This is a genomic window from Pseudomonas sp. DR208, assembly GCF_019823005.1.
In the GTDB taxonomy this organism is placed as follows: Bacteria; Pseudomonadota; Gammaproteobacteria; order Pseudomonadales; family Pseudomonadaceae; genus Aquipseudomonas; species Aquipseudomonas extremorientalis.
In genome coordinates this window covers 44,247-65,471 of the sequence record NZ_CP081944.1, presented here as the reverse complement: position 1 = coordinate 65,471, position 21,225 = coordinate 44,247, and the positions used below count along the sequence as shown (strand labels likewise).

General features: G+C 64.1%; 16 protein-coding genes. 12 read left to right on the top strand and 4 right to left on the bottom strand.

Annotation, left to right across the window (positions count from 1 at the left end; genetic code table 11):
* Window positions 1-69 precede the first annotated feature (69 nt).
* The 4 genes from K5K89_RS00315 to tssA all read right to left on the bottom strand — a co-directional run bounded on the left by K5K89_RS00315 (window position 70) and on the right by tssA (window position 3,812).
* Window positions 70-558, bottom strand: coding sequence for an Hcp family type VI secretion system effector (locus K5K89_RS00315; protein ID WP_005792512.1), 489 nt, complete (start codon window positions 556-558; stop codon window positions 70-72).
* 171 nt (window positions 559-729) lie between these two features.
* Entirely contained in the window at window positions 730-2,229 is a 1,500-nt protein-coding gene (gene tssC, locus K5K89_RS00310; RefSeq protein ID WP_058424268.1) for a type VI secretion system contractile sheath large subunit, read from the bottom strand.
* A 2-nt stretch (window positions 2,230-2,231) separates the two neighbouring features.
* Window positions 2,232-2,738 carry a type VI secretion system contractile sheath small subunit gene (gene tssB, locus K5K89_RS00305; protein ID WP_010207547.1) on the bottom strand — a complete coding sequence of 169 codons (507 nt, stop codon included), beginning with the start codon at window positions 2,736-2,738 and terminating at the stop codon, window positions 2,232-2,234.
* Window positions 2,739-2,792: 54 nt separating this feature from the next.
* Window positions 2,793-3,812 carry a type VI secretion system protein TssA gene (tssA, locus tag K5K89_RS00300; protein ID WP_222540658.1) on the bottom strand — a complete coding sequence of 340 codons (1,020 nt, stop codon included), beginning with the start codon at window positions 3,810-3,812 and terminating at the stop codon, window positions 2,793-2,795.
* A gap of 394 nt (window positions 3,813-4,206) precedes the next feature.
* Between tssA and tagH the strand changes: the two genes are divergently transcribed.
* From tagH to tagQ, 12 genes are all read left to right on the top strand, one after another.
* Window positions 4,207-5,535, top strand: coding sequence for a type VI secretion system-associated FHA domain protein TagH (gene tagH, locus K5K89_RS00295; protein ID WP_222540657.1), 1,329 nt, complete (start codon window positions 4,207-4,209; stop codon window positions 5,533-5,535).
* 52 nt (window positions 5,536-5,587) lie between these two features.
* Window positions 5,588-6,097 carry a type VI secretion system lipoprotein TssJ gene (tssJ, locus tag K5K89_RS00290; protein WP_071488094.1) on the top strand — a complete coding sequence of 170 codons (510 nt, stop codon included), beginning with the start codon at window positions 5,588-5,590 and terminating at the stop codon, window positions 6,095-6,097.
* Window positions 6,098-6,115: 18 nt separating this feature from the next.
* Window positions 6,116-7,450, top strand: a complete 1,335-nt coding sequence (gene tssK / locus K5K89_RS00285; RefSeq protein ID WP_222540656.1) for a type VI secretion system baseplate subunit TssK — start codon at window positions 6,116-6,118, stop codon at window positions 7,448-7,450.
* 6 nt (window positions 7,451-7,456) lie between these two features.
* Complete coding sequence (locus tag K5K89_RS00280; RefSeq protein WP_222540655.1) at window positions 7,457-8,746, top strand: DotU family type VI secretion system protein; 1,290 nt, start codon at window positions 7,457-7,459, stop codon at window positions 8,744-8,746.
* On the top strand, window positions 8,743-12,243 hold the full coding sequence (gene tssM, locus K5K89_RS00275) for a type VI secretion system membrane subunit TssM (protein ID WP_222540654.1): 3,501 nt from the start codon (window positions 8,743-8,745) through the stop codon (window positions 12,241-12,243). The genes K5K89_RS00280 and tssM overlap by 4 nt, the downstream gene beginning before the upstream one ends.
* Entirely contained in the window at window positions 12,240-12,893 is a 654-nt protein-coding gene (tagF, locus tag K5K89_RS00270; protein WP_222540653.1) for a type VI secretion system-associated protein TagF, read from the top strand. Before tssM ends, tagF begins: the two co-directional genes overlap by 4 nt.
* The gene (locus K5K89_RS00265; protein WP_071488089.1) at window positions 12,894-13,613 is read left to right on the top strand and encodes a PP2C family protein-serine/threonine phosphatase; all 720 of its coding nucleotides are present in this window, start codon (window positions 12,894-12,896) and stop codon (window positions 13,611-13,613) included.
* A complete protein-coding gene (locus K5K89_RS00260; protein ID WP_071488088.1) occupies window positions 13,610-16,576 on the top strand; it encodes a serine/threonine-protein kinase in 2,967 nt (988 codons plus the stop codon). Before K5K89_RS00265 ends, K5K89_RS00260 begins: the two co-directional genes overlap by 4 nt.
* Window positions 16,576-17,280 carry an ABC transporter ATP-binding protein gene (locus tag K5K89_RS00255; RefSeq protein WP_222540652.1) on the top strand — a complete coding sequence of 235 codons (705 nt, stop codon included), beginning with the start codon at window positions 16,576-16,578 and terminating at the stop codon, window positions 17,278-17,280. The genes K5K89_RS00260 and K5K89_RS00255 overlap by 1 nt, the downstream gene beginning before the upstream one ends.
* Window positions 17,280-18,464, top strand: a complete 1,185-nt coding sequence (locus K5K89_RS00250) for an ABC transporter permease (protein WP_222540651.1) — start codon at window positions 17,280-17,282, stop codon at window positions 18,462-18,464. Before K5K89_RS00255 ends, K5K89_RS00250 begins: the two co-directional genes overlap by 1 nt.
* Window positions 18,457-20,166 (top strand): formylglycine-generating enzyme family protein, encoded by a 1,710-nt coding sequence (locus K5K89_RS00245; RefSeq protein WP_071488085.1) that lies wholly within the window; start codon window positions 18,457-18,459, stop codon window positions 20,164-20,166. The genes K5K89_RS00250 and K5K89_RS00245 overlap by 8 nt, the downstream gene beginning before the upstream one ends.
* An 84-nt stretch (window positions 20,167-20,250) precedes the next feature.
* Complete coding sequence (gene tagQ / locus K5K89_RS00240; RefSeq protein ID WP_071488084.1) at window positions 20,251-21,177, top strand: type VI secretion system-associated lipoprotein TagQ; 927 nt, start codon at window positions 20,251-20,253, stop codon at window positions 21,175-21,177.
* Window positions 21,178-21,225: the final 48 nt, after the last annotated feature.

Here is a 21,225-nt window from a genome sequence, read left to right as displayed (position 1 = left end):
TCCACGGACGGGTTGCGAGAGGGACAAAAAACCAGGGGCCGTGGCATGGCGCCACGGCCACCAGGGCTATCAGCGCTTGGTGTTGGAACGGATATTCCAGCCAAACTTGATCGCGCCGCCGTCTTTGGTGCCGTCGGCTTTCTGCGGCTGGTAGTCGACCATCACTTGGGCGAAGTTCAGGGTGACGTTCTCGGTCAGGCGGTCATCGGTGCCCGAACCGCCGGTGCTCAGCGAGGTCACCAGCACTTCTTCCAGGTTGATCACCATGTACTCGACCTGGCTTTCGCCACCGGCCTTGCGCACGGTCAGCTTGACCTTGTCGATGTGCTTGCCGCTGGCGCAGTGCATCATCAGGTTCGGCGAAGCCTTGTCGACGTACTTGGTCAGCGACAGGTCCTGGATGTTCACCTTGCCCGCGCCGCCACCGCCGCCCACGTGCATGTTGCCGGACTGGGCCATGCCCCAGCTCCAGTTCAGCACGTCGATTTCGTCCTTGTGGGCCTTGTCCATGGACTCGCCCTTGATGTCGCCGATCTTGATGAAAATATCAACAGCCATGTTTTCTCCCTGTGTGGCGTGGGCCACTGAATTTGATTAACTCCAAATGGGCAGTGCTTTTGTGTGGGAGGGGGCTTGCCCCCGATGCAGGCACCTCGGTGTGTCAGTTACACCCCGGTGATGCCATCGGGGGCAAGCCCCCTCCCACAGAAGAGCTAGCTCATCGGTGGTTTACGCGCTTTTCGCCGAAGGCAGCTTCGATACCAGGCGCAGCGACACCGTCAGCCCTTCGAGCTGGTAGTGCGGGCGCAGGTAGAACTTGGAGTTGTAGTACCCCGGGTTGCCTTCGACTTCTTCCACGATCACTTCGGCGGCAGCCAATGGGTGCTGGGCCTTGGTGGTTTCGGTGGAGTGCGCCGGGTCACCGTCCACGTAGTTGAGGATCCAGTCCTGCAACCAGCGCTGCATCTCGTCCTTCTCTTTGAAGGAACCGATCTTGTCGCGCACGATGCACTTCAAGTAGTGAGCGAAACGGCAGGTGGCGAACAGGTACGGCAGGCGCGCGGCCAGGTTGGCGTTAGCGGTGGCGTCCGGGTCATCGTATTCGGCCGGTTTCTGCAACGACTGCGCGCCAATGAACGCGGCGAAGTCGGTGTTTTTCTTGTGCAGCAGCGGCATGAAACCGTTTTTCGCCAGTTCCGCTTCACGGCGGTCGCTGATGGCGATTTCGGTAGGGCACTTCATGTCCACGCCACCGTCATCGGTCGGGAACGTGTGGGCCGGCAGGTTTTCCACTTCACCGCCAGACTCGATGCCACGGATGCGCGAGCACCAGCCGTAGTGCTTGAACGAACGGTTGATGTTCACCGCCATCGCATACGCGGCGTTGGCCCAGGTGTACTTGGAACTGTCGGCACCGTCGGTGTTTTCTTCGAAGGCGAAGGCCTCCACCGGGTCGGTCTTGGCGCCGTACGGCAGGCGCGCCAGGAAGCGCGGCATGGTCAGGCCGATGTAGCGCGAGTCTTCCGATTCACGCAGCGAACGCCAGCCGGCGTATTCCGGAGTGGTGAAGATCTTGGTCAGGTCGCGCGGGTTCGACAGCTCTTGCCACGAGCCCATGCCCATCACGGTCGGCGAAGCGGCAGCGATGAACGGGGAGTGCATGGCGGCGCAGACTTTCGACAGTTCGCCCAGCAGTTCCACGTCGGGTGGCGACTGGTCGAAGTAGTAGTCGCCCACCAGGCAGCCGTAGGGTTCGCCGCCGAACTGGCCGTATTCTTCTTCGTACATCTTCTTGAAGATCGGGCTCTGGTCCCACGCGGTGCCCTTGAATTTCTTCAGGGTCTTGTGCAGGTCCGGCTTGGAGATGTTGAGCACACGGATCTTGAGCTGCTCATCGCTCTCGGTGTTGTTGACCAGGTAGTGCAGGCCACGCCAGGCGCTTTCCAGCTGTTGGAAGTCCGGGTGATGGATGATCTGGTTGACCTGGGCGGTCAGCTTGGCGTCGATGGCCGCGATGATCGATTCGATCGACTTGATCGCGTCATTGGAGACCAGGTCGGTTTGCGCCAGGGCCTGTTCGGCCAAGGTGCGCACGGCGGTTTCCACGGCTTCGCGGGCGCGCTCGGTCTTGGGCTTGAATTCCTGCAGCAGCAGGTTGGCGAACTCGCTGGCTTCTTCGGTCTGGGTGCCCAGGATCTGGGAGCCTTCGCGGGCGGTATTGTCAGTCATGATTACTGGTCCCCTGCAGGCTTAGGCGCGCTGGCAAGTGCTTGCAGCAGTGCCGGATCCTTGATCGCCTTCATGATGATTTCTTCAGCGCCGGTCTTGCCGTCCATGTAGGTCAGCAGGTTGGCCAGCTGGGTGCGGGCTTCGAGCAGTTGATTCAGCGAGTCGACCTTGCGTGCCACGGCGGCCGGGCTGAAGTCGTCCATGCTTTCGAAGGTGATGTCCAGGCTCAGGTTGCCTTCGCCGGTCAGTTCGTTCGGTACGTGAAACGCCACGCGCGGCTGCATGGCCTTGAGGCGCGAGTCGAAGTTGTCGACGTCCACTTCAAGGAACTTGCGGTCGGCCACCGGCGCCAACGGCTCGGCAGGCTTGCCGGCGAGGTCGGCCATCACGCCCATTACGAAGGGCAGCTGGACCTTTTTCTCGGCGCCGTAGAGCTCGACGTCGTACTCGATCTGCACTCGAGGCGCACGGTTGCGCGCGATGAATTTCTGAGAACTTTGCTTCGCCACGTTGCTGCTCCTGGTCGCTTGAGCGACGGTGTTGTTACTGCACAGTGGGATGGCTTACTCGCCGTCCGGCCCGCGCAGGTTTTCAAATTGGGACATGCCGTCGGGAATCAGATTGCGCACGATGGCCGCAAAGTCGGCGTGCACCAGATTCTTCGCCCGGTTCAACAGCACCGGCAGCGGGCTCGAAGGCTCGTGCCGGGTGTAGTACGCAAGGATCTTGTCGAGACTGCGCAACACATCGTCGCGGCTGGCGATATCGCCAACGGGACGCGGTGCTGCGGGGGCGGCGGCGAAGTCGGCCGAGGGGGCATTGTCGTCACTGACGGCCTCGGGTTCGCTGCTGCCGGCGGCGCCGGGCACCGCTTGATTGAGTATCTGCAACGCCTGCTTGAGCGGCTGCTTCAAGGCGCTGAGGTCCACGCCCTGGGCCGAACCGACCTGATCGTTGACCTGTTGTTCGATCGCTTCGCACGCCGCACGCGCCGTAGTCAGGGCGTCGCGGGTGGCCTGTAGCTGCTCGGGGTCGCTGTCGAGGAACGCCGCGTTGAGCTGCTGCGCGCCGAGTTGTTCATCGGGGAAGCTCAACAGGCCACTGGCGTTGAGCGCCGCGCGCAGGCTCACGGGGCCGAAGGTGCGCGAGCGCGTGAGGATGCTTTCGCGCAGCAGGCGGATGTTGGTGTCGCAGGTCAGGCCGGTGAGGGCGTTGATGCGTACGGTGGGGTCGTTATCGTCGTCGGCGTCCAGGCGCGGGTGCAGGTCGGACCAGTAATCACGCAGCAACGCATCGATCAGCGTCAGCGCTTCGGCCAGGCCGGCCACGCCTTGGAGGGCAAGGGTGCTTTGCAGCAGGAAATGGGTGATGCGCAGGTCTTTGCTGCGCGCGAGCAAGTCGAGGCTTTGCTGCTGGATGCTGCGCCATTCCGGCGGTTCAGCGGGCAGGATCGAGTCGCCCATGCTGCGCTCGGGTTGGCCCTTGGCATCACGCTCCAATTGCAGAAATTGCGCGTCATATTCCATATCTTCGCCACAGGGCGAAGTCGCGGAAACGGCGGTGAGCAGCAACGGCACATCCACTGAATTTGATCTCCCTATCAGCCCGTTAGATCGCGGGCAATTCATGCATTAGTTGCGTAAGGAACTTTGCATGTTTTCTTGGTCATATAAGCAAGATGCCACTAATGTGCCATCACTGGTATTCAAGAAGTTGTGCATTTTTGGTGTAGTACTTATGCCTTGTCAAGGTAAGCTATTCGCCCTCTGTGACAGATGTGCGGTGCTTAACAACCTGCGCGACTAGTGGGTCGAACGACGTACCGGGACAGGATTTTTGTCATAGAGCCCAGTTAAGATCAGCGATCATGCTGGTATTGGCAGGTTTTGGACGGTCGATTGCTCGACCTGATGGGGATATCCCGGGAAGCGCTGTCCCGGGAATCGACCGCGCGCGAAGTATCAGCAAGGAGGCAAGATGTCGCTGTGTTTGACTATCACTAGTTATCACAAGATTACCCCTGGGCAGTGCTCCGAAAAGTCCATGAATCAGGGCTCGATGGCTATCGGCCGCAGCTCGGATAATGACTGGGTATTGCCTGATCCTGAGCGTCTGGTCTCCTCGCAGCACTGCGTTATTCAGTACAAAGATGGCCGTTATTATTTAACTGATAACAGTACCAACGGAGTGGAGTTGGTTAACGCCGGCATTCGTTTGCGTAGGGGTAACAGCGAGCTGTTGCAAGATGGCGAGCTGATCCGCATCGGCGATTACGAGATCCAGGCGCGTATCGATTTCAACGTACAGGCCGTCGACAGCCAGCCGTTTGCCGGCGAGTCGCCGAACAGTTTCGAAGCGCTGATGGGCGCCGTGTCGAATAAGCCCGCGCCTGTTCCGGTGATTGCGCCGCAATTCCAGGGCGCTTCATCGATGGACACGCTGCCGGACCTGTTCGATTTCCTCAGTCCTACCGCCGTACCGCCGCCAACCGTGCCGGACCACGTGCCTTCCGAGCAACATGACTTCCGCCCGCCGACACCGGTGGCTGTGCCGGTAGTGGCACCGCCGGTGGTGTCGGGCGCGGTGATTCCCGAAGACTGGGACCTGTTTGGCGACACGCCAGCACCCGTCGTCAGCGCTGCGCCGCCACCTGCGCCGCCACCGGTCATCCAGTCGCCCCCCGTGGTCGAGCCCCCACCGCCCGTGGCCGAAAGCCAGCAACCGGACCTTCTGCAAGCCTTCCTGCGTGGTGCGGGCCTGGACCAACTGCGCCTGGACAAAGCCCAGGCCGAGGCCCAGATGGAAAACATCGGCCGCAGCTACCGCCTGATGGTCGAAGGCCTGATCGATGTGCTGCGGGCCCGCGCCAGCCTCAAGGGCGAGTTCCGCATGCAGCAGACCATGATCCAGCCGGCAGAAAACAATCCGTTGAAGTTCGCCCCGAATGCCGACGAAGCGTTACTGCTGCTCCTGCGCCACGGCAACCAGGCGTTTATGGCACCCGACCTCGCCGTACGCGACAGTTTCAACGACCTGCGCGCCCACCAGTTGGCGGTGATGGCCGGCGTGGAAGCGGCCATCAAGCACCTGCTCAGCCGCTTTGAACCGGCGCAACTGGAAGAACGCATGGGCAAGCCCGGCGGGCTGTCGAGCCTTTTCAACGGTTCGCGCCAGGCCCAGTACTGGCAGCAGTTCACCGAGCTCTACAGCAATATTTCCCGCGAGGCCCAGGAAGATTTCCAGGACCTGTTCGGCCGCGAATTCAGCCGGGCCTACGAAGAACACAGCGCACGACAGCGACGCTGAACCGCAGCACATGGATTTAACGGATAGCTAAGTACGTCATTGAGGACGCAGGATGATTCCCAGGTTTTTACTCGCAGTCGCCACACTGCTTTTGCTGACGGCGTGTGCCAAAGACGCCGCCAAACCCGAAACAGCCGCCGAGGCCGAAGTGGATACGGCCGCCGTCGAGCTGCACTTTCATGCGATCAGCGGGCTCAACCCCGGCGCCAACGGCCAGGCCGCCCCGGTGCGGGTGCGCATTTTCGAACTGAAAAACGCCGCCACCTTCGCCCGCTCCGATTACTTCGCCCTGGCGGACCGTGCGCAATCCACACTGGGCCTGGACCTGCTGGACCAGGACGAAGTGATGGTGCAACCCGGCGAGCAACTGAGCATCCAGCGTGACCTCGACCCGTCCACGCGCCAGATCGGTTTGCTGGTGGGCTATCGCGAGCTGGACCGCGCGCAATGGCGCACGGTGATCAACGTGCCCGCGCGCCAGTACACCGAATACCAGATCAGCCTCGATGTGCGTGCCGTGCGCGCCGACGTCGTGGTTACCCCATCCAGCCCTGCCCAATAAGAAGCAATCGGAGCCCCCATGTCCTGGAACAATCGCGTGGTCTGGTCGGAAGGCATGTTCATCGGAACGCAGCACTTCCAGCAGCATGACCGTTACCTGGAAAACCTGATCGATGCCCGCAGCCGCCCGTTGTCCGCCGGCGCCTGGGGTTTTTCCGAGCTGCTGATCGACCAGGGCCTGCTGGCCCAGGGCAAGCTGGCGATCGTGTCGGCGCGTGGCCTGCTGCCCGACGGCACGCCGTTCAATATCCCCCAGGATGACCTGGCGCCAAGCCCGCTGAATATCGATGACAACCTGCGCGACGGCCTGGTGTACCTGGCCCTGCCGCTCAAGCGCGCCGGCGCCCGCGATACCGTGGATGAAGGCGAAGCCCTGGAGGCTGCGCGTTATGTGAGCCAGGTGCGCGAAGTACGCGATGACAACTCACCTTTCGAAAACCGCGCCCCGGTGGCCGTGGGTTCCCGCGCCCTGCGCCTGCTCACCGCCCAGGATGGCATCAGCGATTACGCCGCCGTGGGCCTGGTGCGCATCAAGGAAAAACGGGCCGACCGCGCCTTGGTGCTCGATGACACCTACATCCCGCCAGTATTGGATGTGGCCGCGAGCAAACCGCTCACCGCCTTTCGCAGCGAACTGCTCGGCCTGCTGCACCAGCGCGGCGAAGCCCTGGCGGGGCGGGTGGTGGCATCGGGCGCCGGTGGCGCGTCGGAGATTGCCGACTTCATGCTGCTGCAACTGGTCAACCGCGCCCAACCGCTGGTCCAGCATTTGAGCCAGTTGAGCCCGTTGCACCCAGAGCGCTTCTTCAGCGAGCTGGTCAGCCTGGCCGGCGAGTTCTCGACCTTCTCCACCTCCGGTCGTCGCCCCCAGGAATACCCGCAGTATCAGCACGATGACCTGGCCCTGAGCTTCGCGCCGGTGATGGCGGCATTGCGTGAAGCGTTGTCGATGCTGATCGACAGCAAGGCCACACCGATCCCGATTGTCGAGAAAGCCTATGGCGTGCACGTGGCGATGCTGGCCGACAAGACTCTGCTCGACAACGCCAGTTTCATCCTGGTGGTGCGCGCCGATGTGCCCGGCGAAACCCTGCGCGCACGCTTCGGCCAGCAGAGCAAAGTCGGCTCGGTGGAGCACATCCGCGACCTGGTTAACCTGCAACTGCCGGGTATTGGCCTGTTGCCTCTGCCGGTGGCGCCACGCCAACTGCCGTACCACGCAGGCTCGACGTATTACGAGCTCGATCGCGGCAGCGAGCATTGGCAACAACTGGGCAATTCCGGCGGTTTTGCCTTCCATATCGCCGGGCAGTTCCCGGGCTTGAACCTGGCCTTCTGGGCGATCCGAGGATAATCCGCGATGCATCCCAATGATGATGACCGCACCCAGTTCATGCCGCGTCCGGGTGGCCGGGCGCCGGAGCCTGTGCGTGCCGAAGCTTCGCCCCTGGCCATGCCGGCCGCACCGATGCTCACCGGCAAGAGCCACGGCCTCAACCCGCTGGAAAGTGCCGCCGGCCCGCTGTTGGCGCTGCTGACGCGCCTGCGCAACACCATCGCCCACCCGGCGCCGGCCAGCTTGCGCGCACAATTGCTGGCCTACCTGCGCCAGTTCGAAGAGCGTGCCGAAGCCGCTGGCATCGCCCGTAACGAAGTGCTTCTGGCGCGTTACGCGCTGTGCACTGCTCTGGATGAGGCGGTGTTGAGCACGCCCTGGGGCAGCACCAGTGACTGGGGCAAGCAGAGCCTGCTGATCACCGTGCACAACGAGGCCTGGGGCGGCGAAAAAGTCTTCCAACTGTTGGACCACTGCCTGCAAAGCCCACGGGAACGCCTGTACCTGTTGGAGCTGTTGTACCTGTGCATGTGCCTGGGTTTCGAAGGCCGCTACCGCGTAATGAACGACGGTCGCAGCCAGCTGGAGACCCTGCGCGAACGCACCGCCGCGGCCATTCGCAGTGCGCGTGGCGAGCATGAGCGTGAGCTGTCGCCGCACTGGCGCGGCGTGACCGTGGCGCGCGATCGCCTGGCGCAATTCATGCCACCCTGGATCGCCGTGGCCATCGGTGTCGCGTTGCTGCTGGCGTTGCTGTTCGGCCTGCGCCTGAAGCTGGCGGCGGATGCCGAGCCGGTGTTCAAGAATATCCATGCCCTGGGCGAGATTCCGGTGCAAGCCATCGACCGTCCGGTGGCGCAGCCCAAAGTCATCGAGCGCCCGCGCCTGGCGGGCTTCCTGGTGGAAGACATCAAGGCCGGCCGCGTGGCGGTGGAGGATGCGGTCGACCGTTCCGTGGTGACCATTCGTGGCGATGAGCTGTTCGCCTCCGCCAGTTCCAGCATCGTCGACGACTACCAGCCGCTGATGCTGCGTATCGCCGACGCCATTCGCAAGGTCAAGGGCCAGGTGCGGGTGACCGGGCACAGTGACAACCGCCCGATTGCCACGCTGCGCTTCCCGTCCAACTGGGCGCTGTCCGAAGCGCGGGCCAAGTCGGTGCTGGAGATCCTGGCGGCCAAGACCGGCCAGGCCGAGCGCTTCAGTGCCGAGGGCCGCAGCGACACCGAGCCGGTGGCGACCAACGCCACTGCCGAAGGCCGTGCCCGCAATCGTCGGGTTGAAATCACCGTATTGGCGGAGGGCGTCGAGTGAAGGCGTTTTTCAGTTTCATGATTCGCTGGGTGATCCCCGTGCTGGGTTTGATTGCCCTGAGCCTGATCATCTGGTTTGTCGGGCCGTTGCTCGACGTGCTGATACCGGAAGGCCGGCGCTGGGCGCTGATCATCCTGGTATTCGCGGTGTGGCTGGCCTACCGCGTGTTCCGCATCATCCAGGCGCGCCGTCAGGCCGCCGAAGTGATGCGCAGCCTGGCCGCCGAAACCCCTGCCGACCCCAACAGCGTCGCCACCGCCGAAGAACTCACCACCCTGCGCCAGCGCATGGACGAGGCCCTGGCCCTGCTGAAAAAGGCCAAGCTCGGTGGTGATGAGCGCCGCAACCTCTACGAGCTGCCGTGGTACGTGATCATCGGCCCGCCGGGTTCGGGCAAGACCACCGCGCTGGTCAATTCCGGCCTGCATTTCCCGTTGGCCGCGCAACTGGGCGCTGGCGCCGTGCGTGGCGTCGGCGGTACGCGCAACTGCGACTGGTGGTTTACCGATCAAGCCGTGCTGCTCGACACCGCGGGCCGCTACACCACCCAGGACAGCAACTCCACGGTGGATAAGGCCGCATGGCTGGGCTTCCTCGACCTGCTGAAAAAACAGCGCTCACGTCGCCCCATCGATGGTGCGTTTATCGCCATCAGCCTGTCGGACCTGCTGCTGGGCACTGACGCCGAGCGCGCCGCCCATGCCGCTGCCATCCGCCTGCGTATCCAGGAGCTGTACACCCAACTGGGCGTGCGCTTCCCGATCTACCTGATGCTGACCAAGCTCGACCTGGTGCCGGGCTTCATGGAGTTCTTCGACAACCTGAGCAAGGAGGAACGCGCCCAGGTGTGGGGCATGACCTTTGCCCTGGACGATGGCAAAAACAGCGACAGCCCATTGGCACACCTGCAAAGCGAGTTCGCCGGGCTGGAACAGCGCCTCAACGAACGCCTGGTCGAACGCCTGCAACAGGAGCGCGACCCGGCGCGGCGCGACCTGATCTATGGCTTCCCGCAGCAGTTCGGCGCCTTGAAGGATTGCTTGCAAAGCTTCCTCGAAGGCGTGTTCAAACCCAATGCCTTTGAAGAGCGCGTGTTGCTGCGCGGCGTGTACTTCACCAGCGGCACCCAGGAAGGCAGCCCGATTGACCGCCTGATCGGCGCCATGGCCCAGAGCATGAACCTGGACCGCCAGCACCTGGCGCGCCAGAGCGGCACCGGGCGCAGCTACTTCATCGAAAAACTCTTCACCGCCGTGGCGTTTGCCGAGCGTGGCCTGGTGGGGGTGAACCCGAAGGTCGAGCGGCGGCGCAAGTGGATTGCGCGGGGTGTGCTGGCCGCCACTGTGGCATTGGTCGTGGTAGTCAGCGGCCTGTGGTGGGTGAGTTACCGCGCCAACCAGGCCTACATCGCCCAAGTCGACCAGAAGGTCGCGCCGCTGGGCCAGACCGTACAGAACCTGAGCCCGGCGCAGCGCGAAGTGCTCGCCGTGCTGCCGTTGCTCAACGCCGTGAAAAACCTGGCGGGCGATTCGCCGAGCTGGTCCGAAGGCCTGGGGCTGTATCAGGGCGATATGCTTGAAGCCGAGTCCGCCAGCGTCTACCGCAAGCTGCTGATCGCGGTGTTCGCGCCACGCCTGGTGACGCGCATCGAAGAACAACTGCACGGCGGCGGCAATTCCGACTTCCTCTACGAAGGCCTCAAGGCTTACCTGATGCTGGCTGACGCCGAGCATTACGACCCGGACTTCATCAAGGCCTGGATCGCCCTGGACTGGGACCGCAACCTGCCCCGCGACCTGCCGGCGGATCAGCGCCAGGCATTGGCCGGGCACTTGCAGTCGCTGTTCGAACGCCACCCGCCGAACGCACGCCTGGATCAACGGCTGATCGACGACCTGCGCCGCCAGTTGCAACAACTGCCAGTGGCCCAGCGCGTATATGACCGGGTCAAGCGCCAGAAACTGCCCGAGGGCATCCCGGACTTTCGCCTCAACGAAGCCGCCGGCCGTGACGCCGCGCTGGTGTTCAGCCGCAAGAGCGGCAAGCCGCTGGGCGAGCCGTTGAGTGGCTTCTTCACCGCCAAGGGCTATCGCCAGGCGTTCCTGCTGAGCAGCCTGAACCAGACCGGCACCCTCGCTGAAGAACAGTGGGTGTTGGGCAACGAACAGGCTGACCAGCAGAACGTCGTGAGCCTGGCCGCCGATGTGCGGCGCCTGTATTTCCAGGATTACCAGCGCCAGTGGGATGCGTTGCTGGCGGACATCGACTTTGTGCCGATCACCAGCGTGGCCCAGGCGGCCGATGTACTGCGGGTAATTTCCGGCCCGACCTCGCCGCTGAAAAAACTGCTGGTGGCGGTGGCCAAGGAAACCGACCTGCAAGCCGAAGAGCGACAACTGGCCGCCAAAGGCGTGCCGGTAGAAGGGGGCGTCGACAAGCTCAAGGAGCGCCTGGGCAGCCTGCTCGGCCAGGAGCAACCGACGGCCAATGCGCCTGCGGCGGCGGAGGATCCGGTGACCGCGCACTTCGCCCAGCTCAACAGCATCGTCAGCAAGAACGAAGGCGAACCGGCGGCTATCGACGGCCTGCTCACCGACATGAACGCGCTGTATGTGCAGGTCAGCGCCATGGTTGGCGCCAGCGGCGATGCGTTGCTCGGCGAGGCGAAGAACCAGGCGGCGGCTGCGGCGACTCGGGTCAGTCTGAATGCCGAGCGCCAGCCGCCGCTGGTGCAAGGCATGGTCAAGTCGGTGGTCAACTCCACCACCAACAGCATGATGGGCGGCGTGCGCAACCAATTGAACGCGGCCTGGGTCAGCGAAGTGGTCAACGTGTATCGCCAGTCCCTGGCCGGGCGTTACCCGATGTCGCCGGGCAGCGCACGGGATGCCACCCTGGATGACTTCGGCCAGTTCTTCGGCGTGGGCGGAGTGATGGACAACTACTTCCGCAAATACCTGCAGCCTTACGTGGACACCTCGGCGCAGACCTGGCGCTGGCAGCCGGGCGCGGCACAGAAGCTCGGCATTGCTCCGGGCGTGCTGCAAACCTTCCAGCGAGCCGCGACGATCCGCGATGCGTTCTTCCGCTCCGGTGGCACCCAGCCAATCGTGCGGTTTGAACTCAAGCCGGTGTCGATGGACCCGACCATCACCCAGTTCCTGCTGGACCTGGACGGCCAGCAGTTGAGCTACGACCACGGCCCCAGCCGCCCGGTGGCGATGCAATGGCCGAACCCCGGCAGCATTGGCGTGGTGCGGATTTCCATCATGCCGCCCTCGGCCAGTGGCCGTTCCGGCGTGACCCTGGACGGGCCGTGGGCGTGGTTCCGCTTGCTGGAGCAGTCGGATCTTACCGCCGGCAACTCACCGGACCGCTTCAACCTGCGCCTGCGCGTCGACGGTGCGAGCATTGCCTACGAGTTGCGCGCCAACAGCGCCTTCAACCCGTTCAAGAGCCGCGTGCTCAGTGGCTTCAGCCTGCCGGAGCGGCTATGACGACGCTGGGCTTCTACGGCAAGTTGGCCAGCCGTGGCGACTTTGTCAGCCGCGCCTTGCCCCAGAGCTTTATCGGCCCGTGGGACAGCTGGCTGGCGGCGGGTTTGCTGGCCAGTCAGAACAGCCTCGGCGGTGAATGGCTCAATACTTACCTGGTCAGCCCGCTGTGGCGCTTTGTGCTGGCGCCGGGCGTGTGCGGGCCGGATGCGGCGGCGGGCGTGGTGATGCCGAGCATTGACCGGGTGGGGCGCTACTTCCCGCTGGCGGTGGTGGCGTTGCTCGATCACGACACCAATCCGGCCTCCCTGGTGGGCGGGCCGGACACTTGGTTCGAGCAGGCCGAGGCGCTGTTGCTCAGCACCCTGGATACCGGTGCGACCTTTGAAGGTTTCAACGAAGGCCTCGATGGCCTGGGCTTGCCGGCGAGTGAGCCGCGTGCCGTGGACAGCCGTTTCGCCGGCCTGCAACGGGTGGCCGCGACCGTGCCGCACCAGCGCATGACGGCCCTGGCCGAACAGGCCTGCGACGGCGCGAGCCTGTGGTGGGGGCGTGGTTCGCAACGTATTTCCCCTGGTTTGCTGCGGTGTCAGGGCCTGCCTGCCGCCAGCGATTTTGCGCAGTTTTTGCTCGGACAAGAAGGTGTGGTGTAGATGGGGTCGACGTACAAATCCGCGAGCAAAAGTCATGTGGGCATGGTCCGCCAGGTCAACGAAGACGCCTGCCTGGACCTGCCGGAAAACCGCCTGTGGGTAGTGGCCGACGGTATGGGTGGGCATGCGGCGGGCGACTATGTCAGCAGCCTGATCGTCGACAGCCTGCGCAGCGTGCCGGTGGGGCGCTCCCTGGATGAATACACGGCAGCGCTGCGCAATGACCTGCTGCGCATCAACGCAGCCGTGCGCGAAGAAACCGCCAACCGTGGCGTGACCATGATGGGCAGCACCGTGGTGGTGCTGGCCGCCCGTGGCCTGCGCGGTGTGTGCCTGTGGGCCGGCGACAGTCGCTTGTACCGCCTGCGCGACGGCGTGCTCGAAGGCATCTCCCGCGACCACAGCTACGTTCAGGACCTGCAGGACAGCGGCCTGCTCAGCGAAGCCGACGCGCGTACGCACCCGCGCGCCAACATCGTCACCCGTGCGATTGGTGTGGAAGCCCACTTGGACCTGGCGGTGGTCGACCTGCTGATCGCCCCCGGTGACAGCTACCTGCTGTGCAGCGACGGCCTGAACAAGACCGTCGAAGACCATGAAATCCGCGATGTGCTCAGCCACGACGCGCCGGATGAAATCGTGCGCAGCCTGGTGCACCTGGGGCTCAACCGGGGCGCGCCGGACAACATCACCGCCCTTGTCGTGAAGGTATCGCCATGAACATCGTCATCCCCGGTTATGACATCGAAGGCGAGATCGGCGAAGGCGCCATGGCCAGCGTGTACCTGGCGACGCAGCGCTCGCTGGAGCGCAAGGTGGCGTTGAAGGTGATGGCGGCGGCGCTGGCGGCCGATCCAACCTTCTGCGAGCGCTTCCTGCGCGAGGGCAAGACCCTGGCGCGCTTGTCGCACCCGCACACGGTGACCATCCATGACATCGGCAATGTCGGTGAGCTGTACTACATGGCCATGGAATACCTGCCCAACGGCACCCTCAAGGAGCGCATCGCCGCCGGCATGACACCGGAGCAGGGCGTGACGCTGATCCGCCAGATCGCCTCGGCGCTGGGCTATGCCCACGCCCAGGGCCTGGTGCACCGCGATGTGAAACCGGCGAACATCCTGTTTCGCGCCGATGGCACGGCGGTGCTGTCCGACTTCGGTATCGCCAAGTCGCTGGATGACCGCACGCAATTCACCCAGGCCGGGTTTGCCGTGGGCACCCCCAGCTACATGAGCCCGGAACAGGCGCGGGGCCAGGAGATCGATGGCCGCGCCGACCTGTATGCGCTGGGCGTGGTGCTGTACGAGATTCTGGTCGGCAAGCTGCCTTACACCGGCACCGATGCACTCTCCACGGCGCTGGCGCACCTGACCGAACCGCTGCCGGAACTGCCGGTGCACCATGGCCGTTATCAGGACGTGCTGCGCAAGCTGTTGGCCAAGGACCCGGCTGAGCGTTTCCCGGATGCGGCGGCGCTGTTGCGCGCCTTGGACAACCTGCCGGCGGACTCTCCGGAAGCCACCCTGGTGCGGCCGTTGCCGATTCCGATGAGTTTCGACCTGGCGGGCATTACCCCGGAGTCCATCGAGATTCCCAGTGATAAACCCCAGCCGGTGCGCCAACCGGTGGTGCCGCCGACCCAGCACAGCGAGCAGCGCCGTGGGCCGGTGTTGGCGCTGGCGGCGGTTGCAGTGGCGGTTGCACTGGCGATTGGCGGTGCGAGCTACTGGTGGTTGAGCGGTAGCGACGAGCCGGTGGTCAAACCGCCCGCTGCCGAGGTGCCGAAAGTCACGCCACCGCCGCCAGCGGTCGCCGAAGCGGATGGCGGCCAACGCCCGTTGCTCATGGCCGGCAAGAAGACCCTGTTCCAGCGCGTGCTCAGCAAGCCGGGCGCAAAGCTTTCGACCGATGCGGGCAGCGCGCCAGGCAAGGCCCTGCCGGCGTTTTCCGTGCTCTATGTGTACCAGCGCAAGGACGTCGACGGCAGCCCGTGGGTGCGTGTCGGCGCCGCCACCGATGGGCGCAGCGACGGTTGGTTGCCTGCGTCTCAAGTCAGCGACTGGAAGCAGAGCCTGGTGCTGAAATTCACCGAGCGCTCGGGCCGGGCGCCGGTGATGTTTCTGCGCCAATCCGGCGAAGTGGAAAAACTGCTGGCTGACCCTTCCGCCGCCAAAGGCGTGCTGGCCAAGGCGCAGAAAAACAGCGAAGACAACAGCCAGATCCTCGCGTTGGAGCCTGCCGCCAGCGCCGTCCCGCAGAACCAGTTCTACCTGTTGCCGATCTTCGACTCCAAAGAGAGCTTCGACGAAAACGGCCAACCGGTGCAGTTACTCAATGTCGCCTCCATCGACCCCGGCAGCAGCGCGGCCGCCAAACCCGCGACGCCGGTGATGAATGCCAACGCCGATGCCTTCCGCACGGCCGTGGTGCTGGTGGTGGACACCACCGTGTCGATGCAGCCCTATATCGACCAGATCCGCGATGTGGTGCACGAGTTGCAAACCCGCATCGCCGAGCGCGGCGAGTTGGACAGTGTCAGCTTCGGCATGGTCGGCTTTCGCAGCAGCATCAAGAAAACCCCGGGCCTGGAATACGTGGCCAAGACTCTGATCAGCCTCGATCAGGGCCGCGATCCGCAACGCTTCCTCGACATGGCGCGCCAGGTCAAGGCGTCCACCGTGTCCAGCCACTCCTTCAACGAAGATGCGTTCGCCGGGGTGATGCAGGCGGTAGACGGCATGGATTGGTCCGGTTATGGCGGGCGCATCATCCTGCTGGTTACCGACGCCGGTGCGCTGCGCAAGAATGACCCGTTCGCCGCCACTCAGATGAACGAAGCCGAAGTGCGCCAGGCCGCGCTGGGCAAGCAGATCAAGATCTACGCCTTGCACCTGCGCACCGACGCCGGCAAGAAAACCCACGCCGGTGCCGAGAGCCAGTACCGCATTCTCACTGCCGACGCCAACCCGCAGATTGGCGACCTGTACACCGCGGTGCCCGGTGGCGATGTGCGCAAGCTCGGCGAGCGGGTGGATGAGATCGGCACGGTGTTCGCCAACCTTGTGCATCAGGTGCGCAGCAACACGCCGCAGCCGGTCCCGTTGCTGAGCAGCGCACCGAGCCTGGCGGATAAGTCCGCAGCGGTCGGCTATGCCATGCACATGGATTTCCTCGGCCGCAAAACCGCGAGCCAGGCGCCGCAACTGGTCAGCGCCTGGACCGCCGACCGCGACCTGACCAACCCGGCACTGCCGGCGTTCCAGGTGTGCGTGATGCTGACCAAGTTGCAGCTCAACGATCTGCAGCAGTCACTGAAGCTGATCGTCGACGCGGCGCGCAAGACCCAGACCTCGCCCAAGGACTTCTTCCAGGAAATCGCCAGTGCCTCGGCCTACATGAGCCGGGACCCGCAGGCCCTGCGCAAGGGCGGCAATCTGGCCGACGGCGGCATTCTCGGCGAATACCTCGAAGGCCTGCCGTACCGCAGCAAATCGCTGAACATGACCCAGGACCTGTGGTTGTCGTTGAGCGTGGCCGAGCAGGAAGACTTTATTGACGAGCTGGACTCGAAAATCCGCCTCTACGAAACCTTCCACAATGACCTGGCCAACTGGGTCCGTTTCGGCGATGCCGAGCCGGGCGATGCGTTGTACCGCGTTCCGTTGTCGACGTTGCCGTGATGCTCACCCTGAACGCGGTGCACAAGAGCCGGGGCGTCGGTAGCCAGCGCTATAGCCTGGTGATCCCGGCGCTGGCGCTGCGTGCGGGCGAGCAAGTGGCGATTGTCGGGCCCAGCGGTTGCGGCAAAAGCACCTTGCTCGACCTGCTGGCGCTGGTCTTGGCGCCGGATCAGGTCGGGCAGTTCGAGTTTTATCAGCAGGACATTGCCGGGCTGTGGCGCGCTGATCGGCAATCCGCATTGGCCGCGCTGCGCAGCCAGCACTTGGGCTATGTGCTGCAAACCGGCGGCCTGCTGGGCTTTCTCGATGTGCGCGGCAATATCGCCTTGTCCCGGCAACTGCTGGGCTTGAAGGACGATGGCAGCGTGGCGCGCCTGGCCGAGCAATTGGAGATCAGCGACCAGTTGGCCAAGAAACCGGCGGCGCTGTCGGTAGGGCAGCGCCAGCGCGTCAGCTGTGCCCGCGCCCTGGCCCATGCGCCGCAACTGGTGCTGGCGGACGAGCCGACGGCGTCCCTCGACCCCCTGAATGCCGAGCGCGTGATGCACGCATTGCTGGCCCAGGCCCGTGAACACCGTTCGGCCTGTGTGATCGCCACCCACGACGAGCCCCTGGCCCGCGCCAGTGGCTTGCAGGTGCGGCGCATCAGTTGCCGTCGCGACACCGATGGCGGCGTCACCGCCACCCTCGGGGAGGTGTGCTGATGCGCATCGGTCTGGTGGCGTCGCTGGCCTGGCAGGATTACCGCAACGATGCCTGGCTGTCGGCCTGTTCGGTGCTGGCGCTGGTGGCGGTGATCGCGCCGCTGCTGGTGTTATTCGGCCTGAAATTTGGACTGGTTAGCAGTTTGACCGAACGTTTGCAGACCGACCCCGCCACCCGTGAAATTATTCCGCTGGGCGGTGGTCGATTCAGCAGTGCGTTTATCGAGCAACTGGGCGAGCGCAGTGAGGTGGCGTTCGCCATACCGCGTACGCGGCAGATTGCGGCGACGGCGCAAGTGGGCACGTTGGCCCTGGAGATGCTGCCGACCGCGTACGGTGACCCACTGCTGGCCGGCCTGCCGGTGCCCAAGGGCCTGGACCAGATTGTGCTGAGCCACACCGCCGCCGAAAAGCTGGCGGCGCGGCCTGGCGATTGGCTGGAAACCAGCTTTGCACGACAAGTGGCCGGGCGCGTCGAAGCCCAGCGCACGCGCGTGCAGGTGCTGGCGGTGTTGCCGCTGGAAGCCTTTGCTCGTGACGGTTTGTTTGCCGACCTGGGTTTGCTGGAAGCGGCGGAAGATTACCGCGATGGCCGCGCAGTGCCAGCCCTGGGTTGGGACGGGGAGGCTGCAGGCGTCAGTGAGCAGCGCGTGTACCCGGCGTTCCGCCTGTATGCCCGCAACCTTACCGATGTGGAGCCGCTGCGGGTGTACTTCGCGGGGCAGAACCTGTTGGTGTCGACCCAGGCGCAGACCATCGCGCAGGTGCAGTCGTTGAGCCGCAACCTGTCGATCGTGTTCTGGGTGATCTGCGGGCTGGCGTTGGCGGGGGCGTTTGCGGCCATTTTTGCCGGCGCCCTGGCCTGCGTCGCGCGTAAGCGGCGGGAGTTATCAGTGTTGCGCCTGTTGGGGTTTTCCACCGGTGGGTTGTTGTTATTCGTGGTGGTGCAGGCGCTGTACAGCGCGGGTTTCGCCGCCGTACTCAGTGCCGGGCTGTATGGCCTGGCCGAGTCGGGCTTGAATGAATTATTTGTGCAGGTGCCGGGCGAACACGCCAGCCACCTGCTGGCGCGCCATTACGGCCTGGCCCTGGTTGCAGTCCTCGGCGTCAGCGCCGTGGCGGCGGCGTGTGGTGGTTGGCGAGTGGCGCGGATCCAGGCTTCTGAAGGAATCAGAGATGTATAAGTTGCTGGGCGCCTGTGTGGCGCTGACCCTGGCCTCGATGGCCTGGGCCGATGAGGCGAGTGACAAGCTCGACAACCCCAAGCCGTTGGAAGGCGACGTCAGCCTGCCGTTGCCCTGTGAAGGCAACATGGTGTTCCGCTACGCCTACGTGTTGGCCCAGGGCACCCTGGATGACCGCGAGATCAGCCTCGGCTACCCCTTTGCCGAAGGCGAGGCGGGTTATCAGCAATCGTTTATTTCCGGCTACCGTCGCGACTTCATCAATGGCCAGTTCACCCTCAAGGACCTGCCCAAGGACTGGAACAAAGTCATCGCGCCGTTGATGCCGAAGACCGACGCCAAGACTCCGCTCAAGCCCATGCTGTACTTCATCGGCAAGTACGAAGTGACCGCACGCCAGTACGCCCAGGTGATGTCCCAGGCGCAGTCCCTGGCCAGTGGCGAACCGGCGCCGGCGTGCGATGCGCCGACCGGCATGGCCGGGCGCCTGCCCAAGGTGAAACTGTCGCGCTTTGAAGCCGAGCGCTTCTCGGCGGTGTACAGCGCCTGGCTGATGAAATACCACCGCGACTTGCTGCCGGTGAGTGGCCGTGGTTCCTCGGCGGATGACGGCGGACTGGGTTTTGTGCGCCTGCCCACCGAAGTGGAGTGGGAGTTCGCTGCGCGCGGCGGCCATGCGGTGAGCCGCCAGGACCTGGAAGGGCGCCTGTTCCCGCGCCGTGTCGACGGCAGCGACAGCGACGGCCCGCTCAGTGATTACGCGGTGTTCAACCAGGTCGCCGGTGGTACCGGCCAGGCTGCGCGCCTGATGCCCATCGGTACCAAATTGCCCAATCCGATTGGTATGTTCGACGTGATCGGCAACGCCGCGGAAATGGTCCAGGAATCGTTCCAACTGGTCCACGCCGGGCGCCGCCAGGGCACCTACGGTGGCTTTGTGGTCAAGGGCGGCAACTACCTGGAAGGCGAGGGCACGCTGTTCACCGGCATGCGCCGCGAATACCCCCTGTTTGCCGCCGATGGCACCGAGCAGAGCAACGAGACCACCGGTTTCCGCGTGGCGATCGGCGCGCTGTCGGCGCCACGTTCGCGCTACAAGGAGCTGTTCGCCCAATGGCAGAAAGAGGGCCGCCTGGCCTCGCTGACCGACGCCATCGACGACGCCCAGGACCCGACCAAGCGTCTGGACAGCATCATCGCCGCCAGCGTCGATCCCAAACTGCAAGCCGAGCTGGGGCTGGTCAACGAAGAGCTCAAGCGCAACGTCTCGCTGATCGCCCAGCAACGCGAAGAAGCGGCGGGCAACCTGATTCAGTCGGCCGCGTTGGTGGCCGAGACCATCGCCAACTACAACATCCGCCTGGCCAACCTGCAGAAGAGTCGCCAGCAGGCCCTGGACAACAAGGACGCGGCCAGCGCGCAACTGTTCGAGATGGCCATTACCAATGGCCGCAGCGCCCTCGACGGCGCAGTGGCGATCTATATCGATAACCTGGCCACCGGCACGCGCTACACCGATGCGGTGATCCAGGCGCAGTTTCAACGGATCAAGGAAGAGTTGGATCGCAAGCCGGTGCTCGGCAAGAGCCTGGTGACGCGCGCAACACTGTTCGTTCGCCATGTCGGCAACTACCGCAAGCAACAGCGGGCCGACCCGGCAACGATCTTGAAGGAATTGCTCGCAGCGAGCGGTCAGCGATGAGCGCTGGCTGTATAGCGAGCTTGGAAGGGACTCAGGCGGCGGTGGGCCGTGCTGGGCAAGTCAAACTTAAAAGAGAACACACCTATGCTTTTTTCCCGTAAGGCGGTTTCCAAGCGTCACTTGCTGCTGATCGCGGCTGGCTTCAGCACTGTGCTGACCGGTTGCGCCACATCGCCGGCCTCCAAGGTCGCGTCGAGCACCAAGGTCGAGTACTACCCCAACTGCTATGAGCCCGTGCAGCACTTGCGCGCCACCGACTCGAACATGACCAAGTCGGTCGTGACCGGTGCGGCCATCGGCGCTGCCGGCGGTGCCCTGCTCGGCGCCCTGACCGGCGACAAGGAAAAACGTGGCCGTAATGCGGCCATCGGTGCTGCGGGCGGCGCCCTGGCCGGCGGTGCAGCGGGTTACTACACCGAGCGTCAGAAGCAGATCGCCGATGACAACCAGCGTATTGCCTCGTATGCGGCTGATGTGAACAAAAGCGTCTCCGACATCGACCGCAGCACGGCGTACGCCAAGGCGTCTCAGCAGTGCTACCAGAGCGCGTTCACCAAGTTGGTGGCTGATCGCAAAGCCAAGACCGTCAACGACACCGAAGGCCGCAAGCGCCTGGCGGAAATCGTCTCGGGCCTGAAGGAATCCAATGACCTGATCGTTGCGGTCAACGGTAAAGCCGCCGAAGACCTGAACAACTACACCCAGGCCTACGAGAAAGACCTGCAACAGGTTGGCGTACAGCGTACTGACGTGGTCACCGTGGCCAAGGCCGACACAACACCTGTTGTGACATCGGGCAAGAAGAAAGGCACAGGCACCAAACCGCCGAAAAAGCCGGTTCTGCCAACCGTACCCACAGAAGCGGTGAGCACCGAGAAGACCTTCCAGACTGCCCAGGTCAAGCAAGCTGAAAGCAAGCAGGTCGCCAGCGCCGGTAAAGCTCAGCTCGAAGGCAGCTGCCGCGATCCGAACCTGGCCGACTGGGCGCCGGTTCCTTGCCCAAACGTTTAAGTAACATGCTGCTATAAGCGTCAAACGCCAGCCGATCTTCCGCTAATG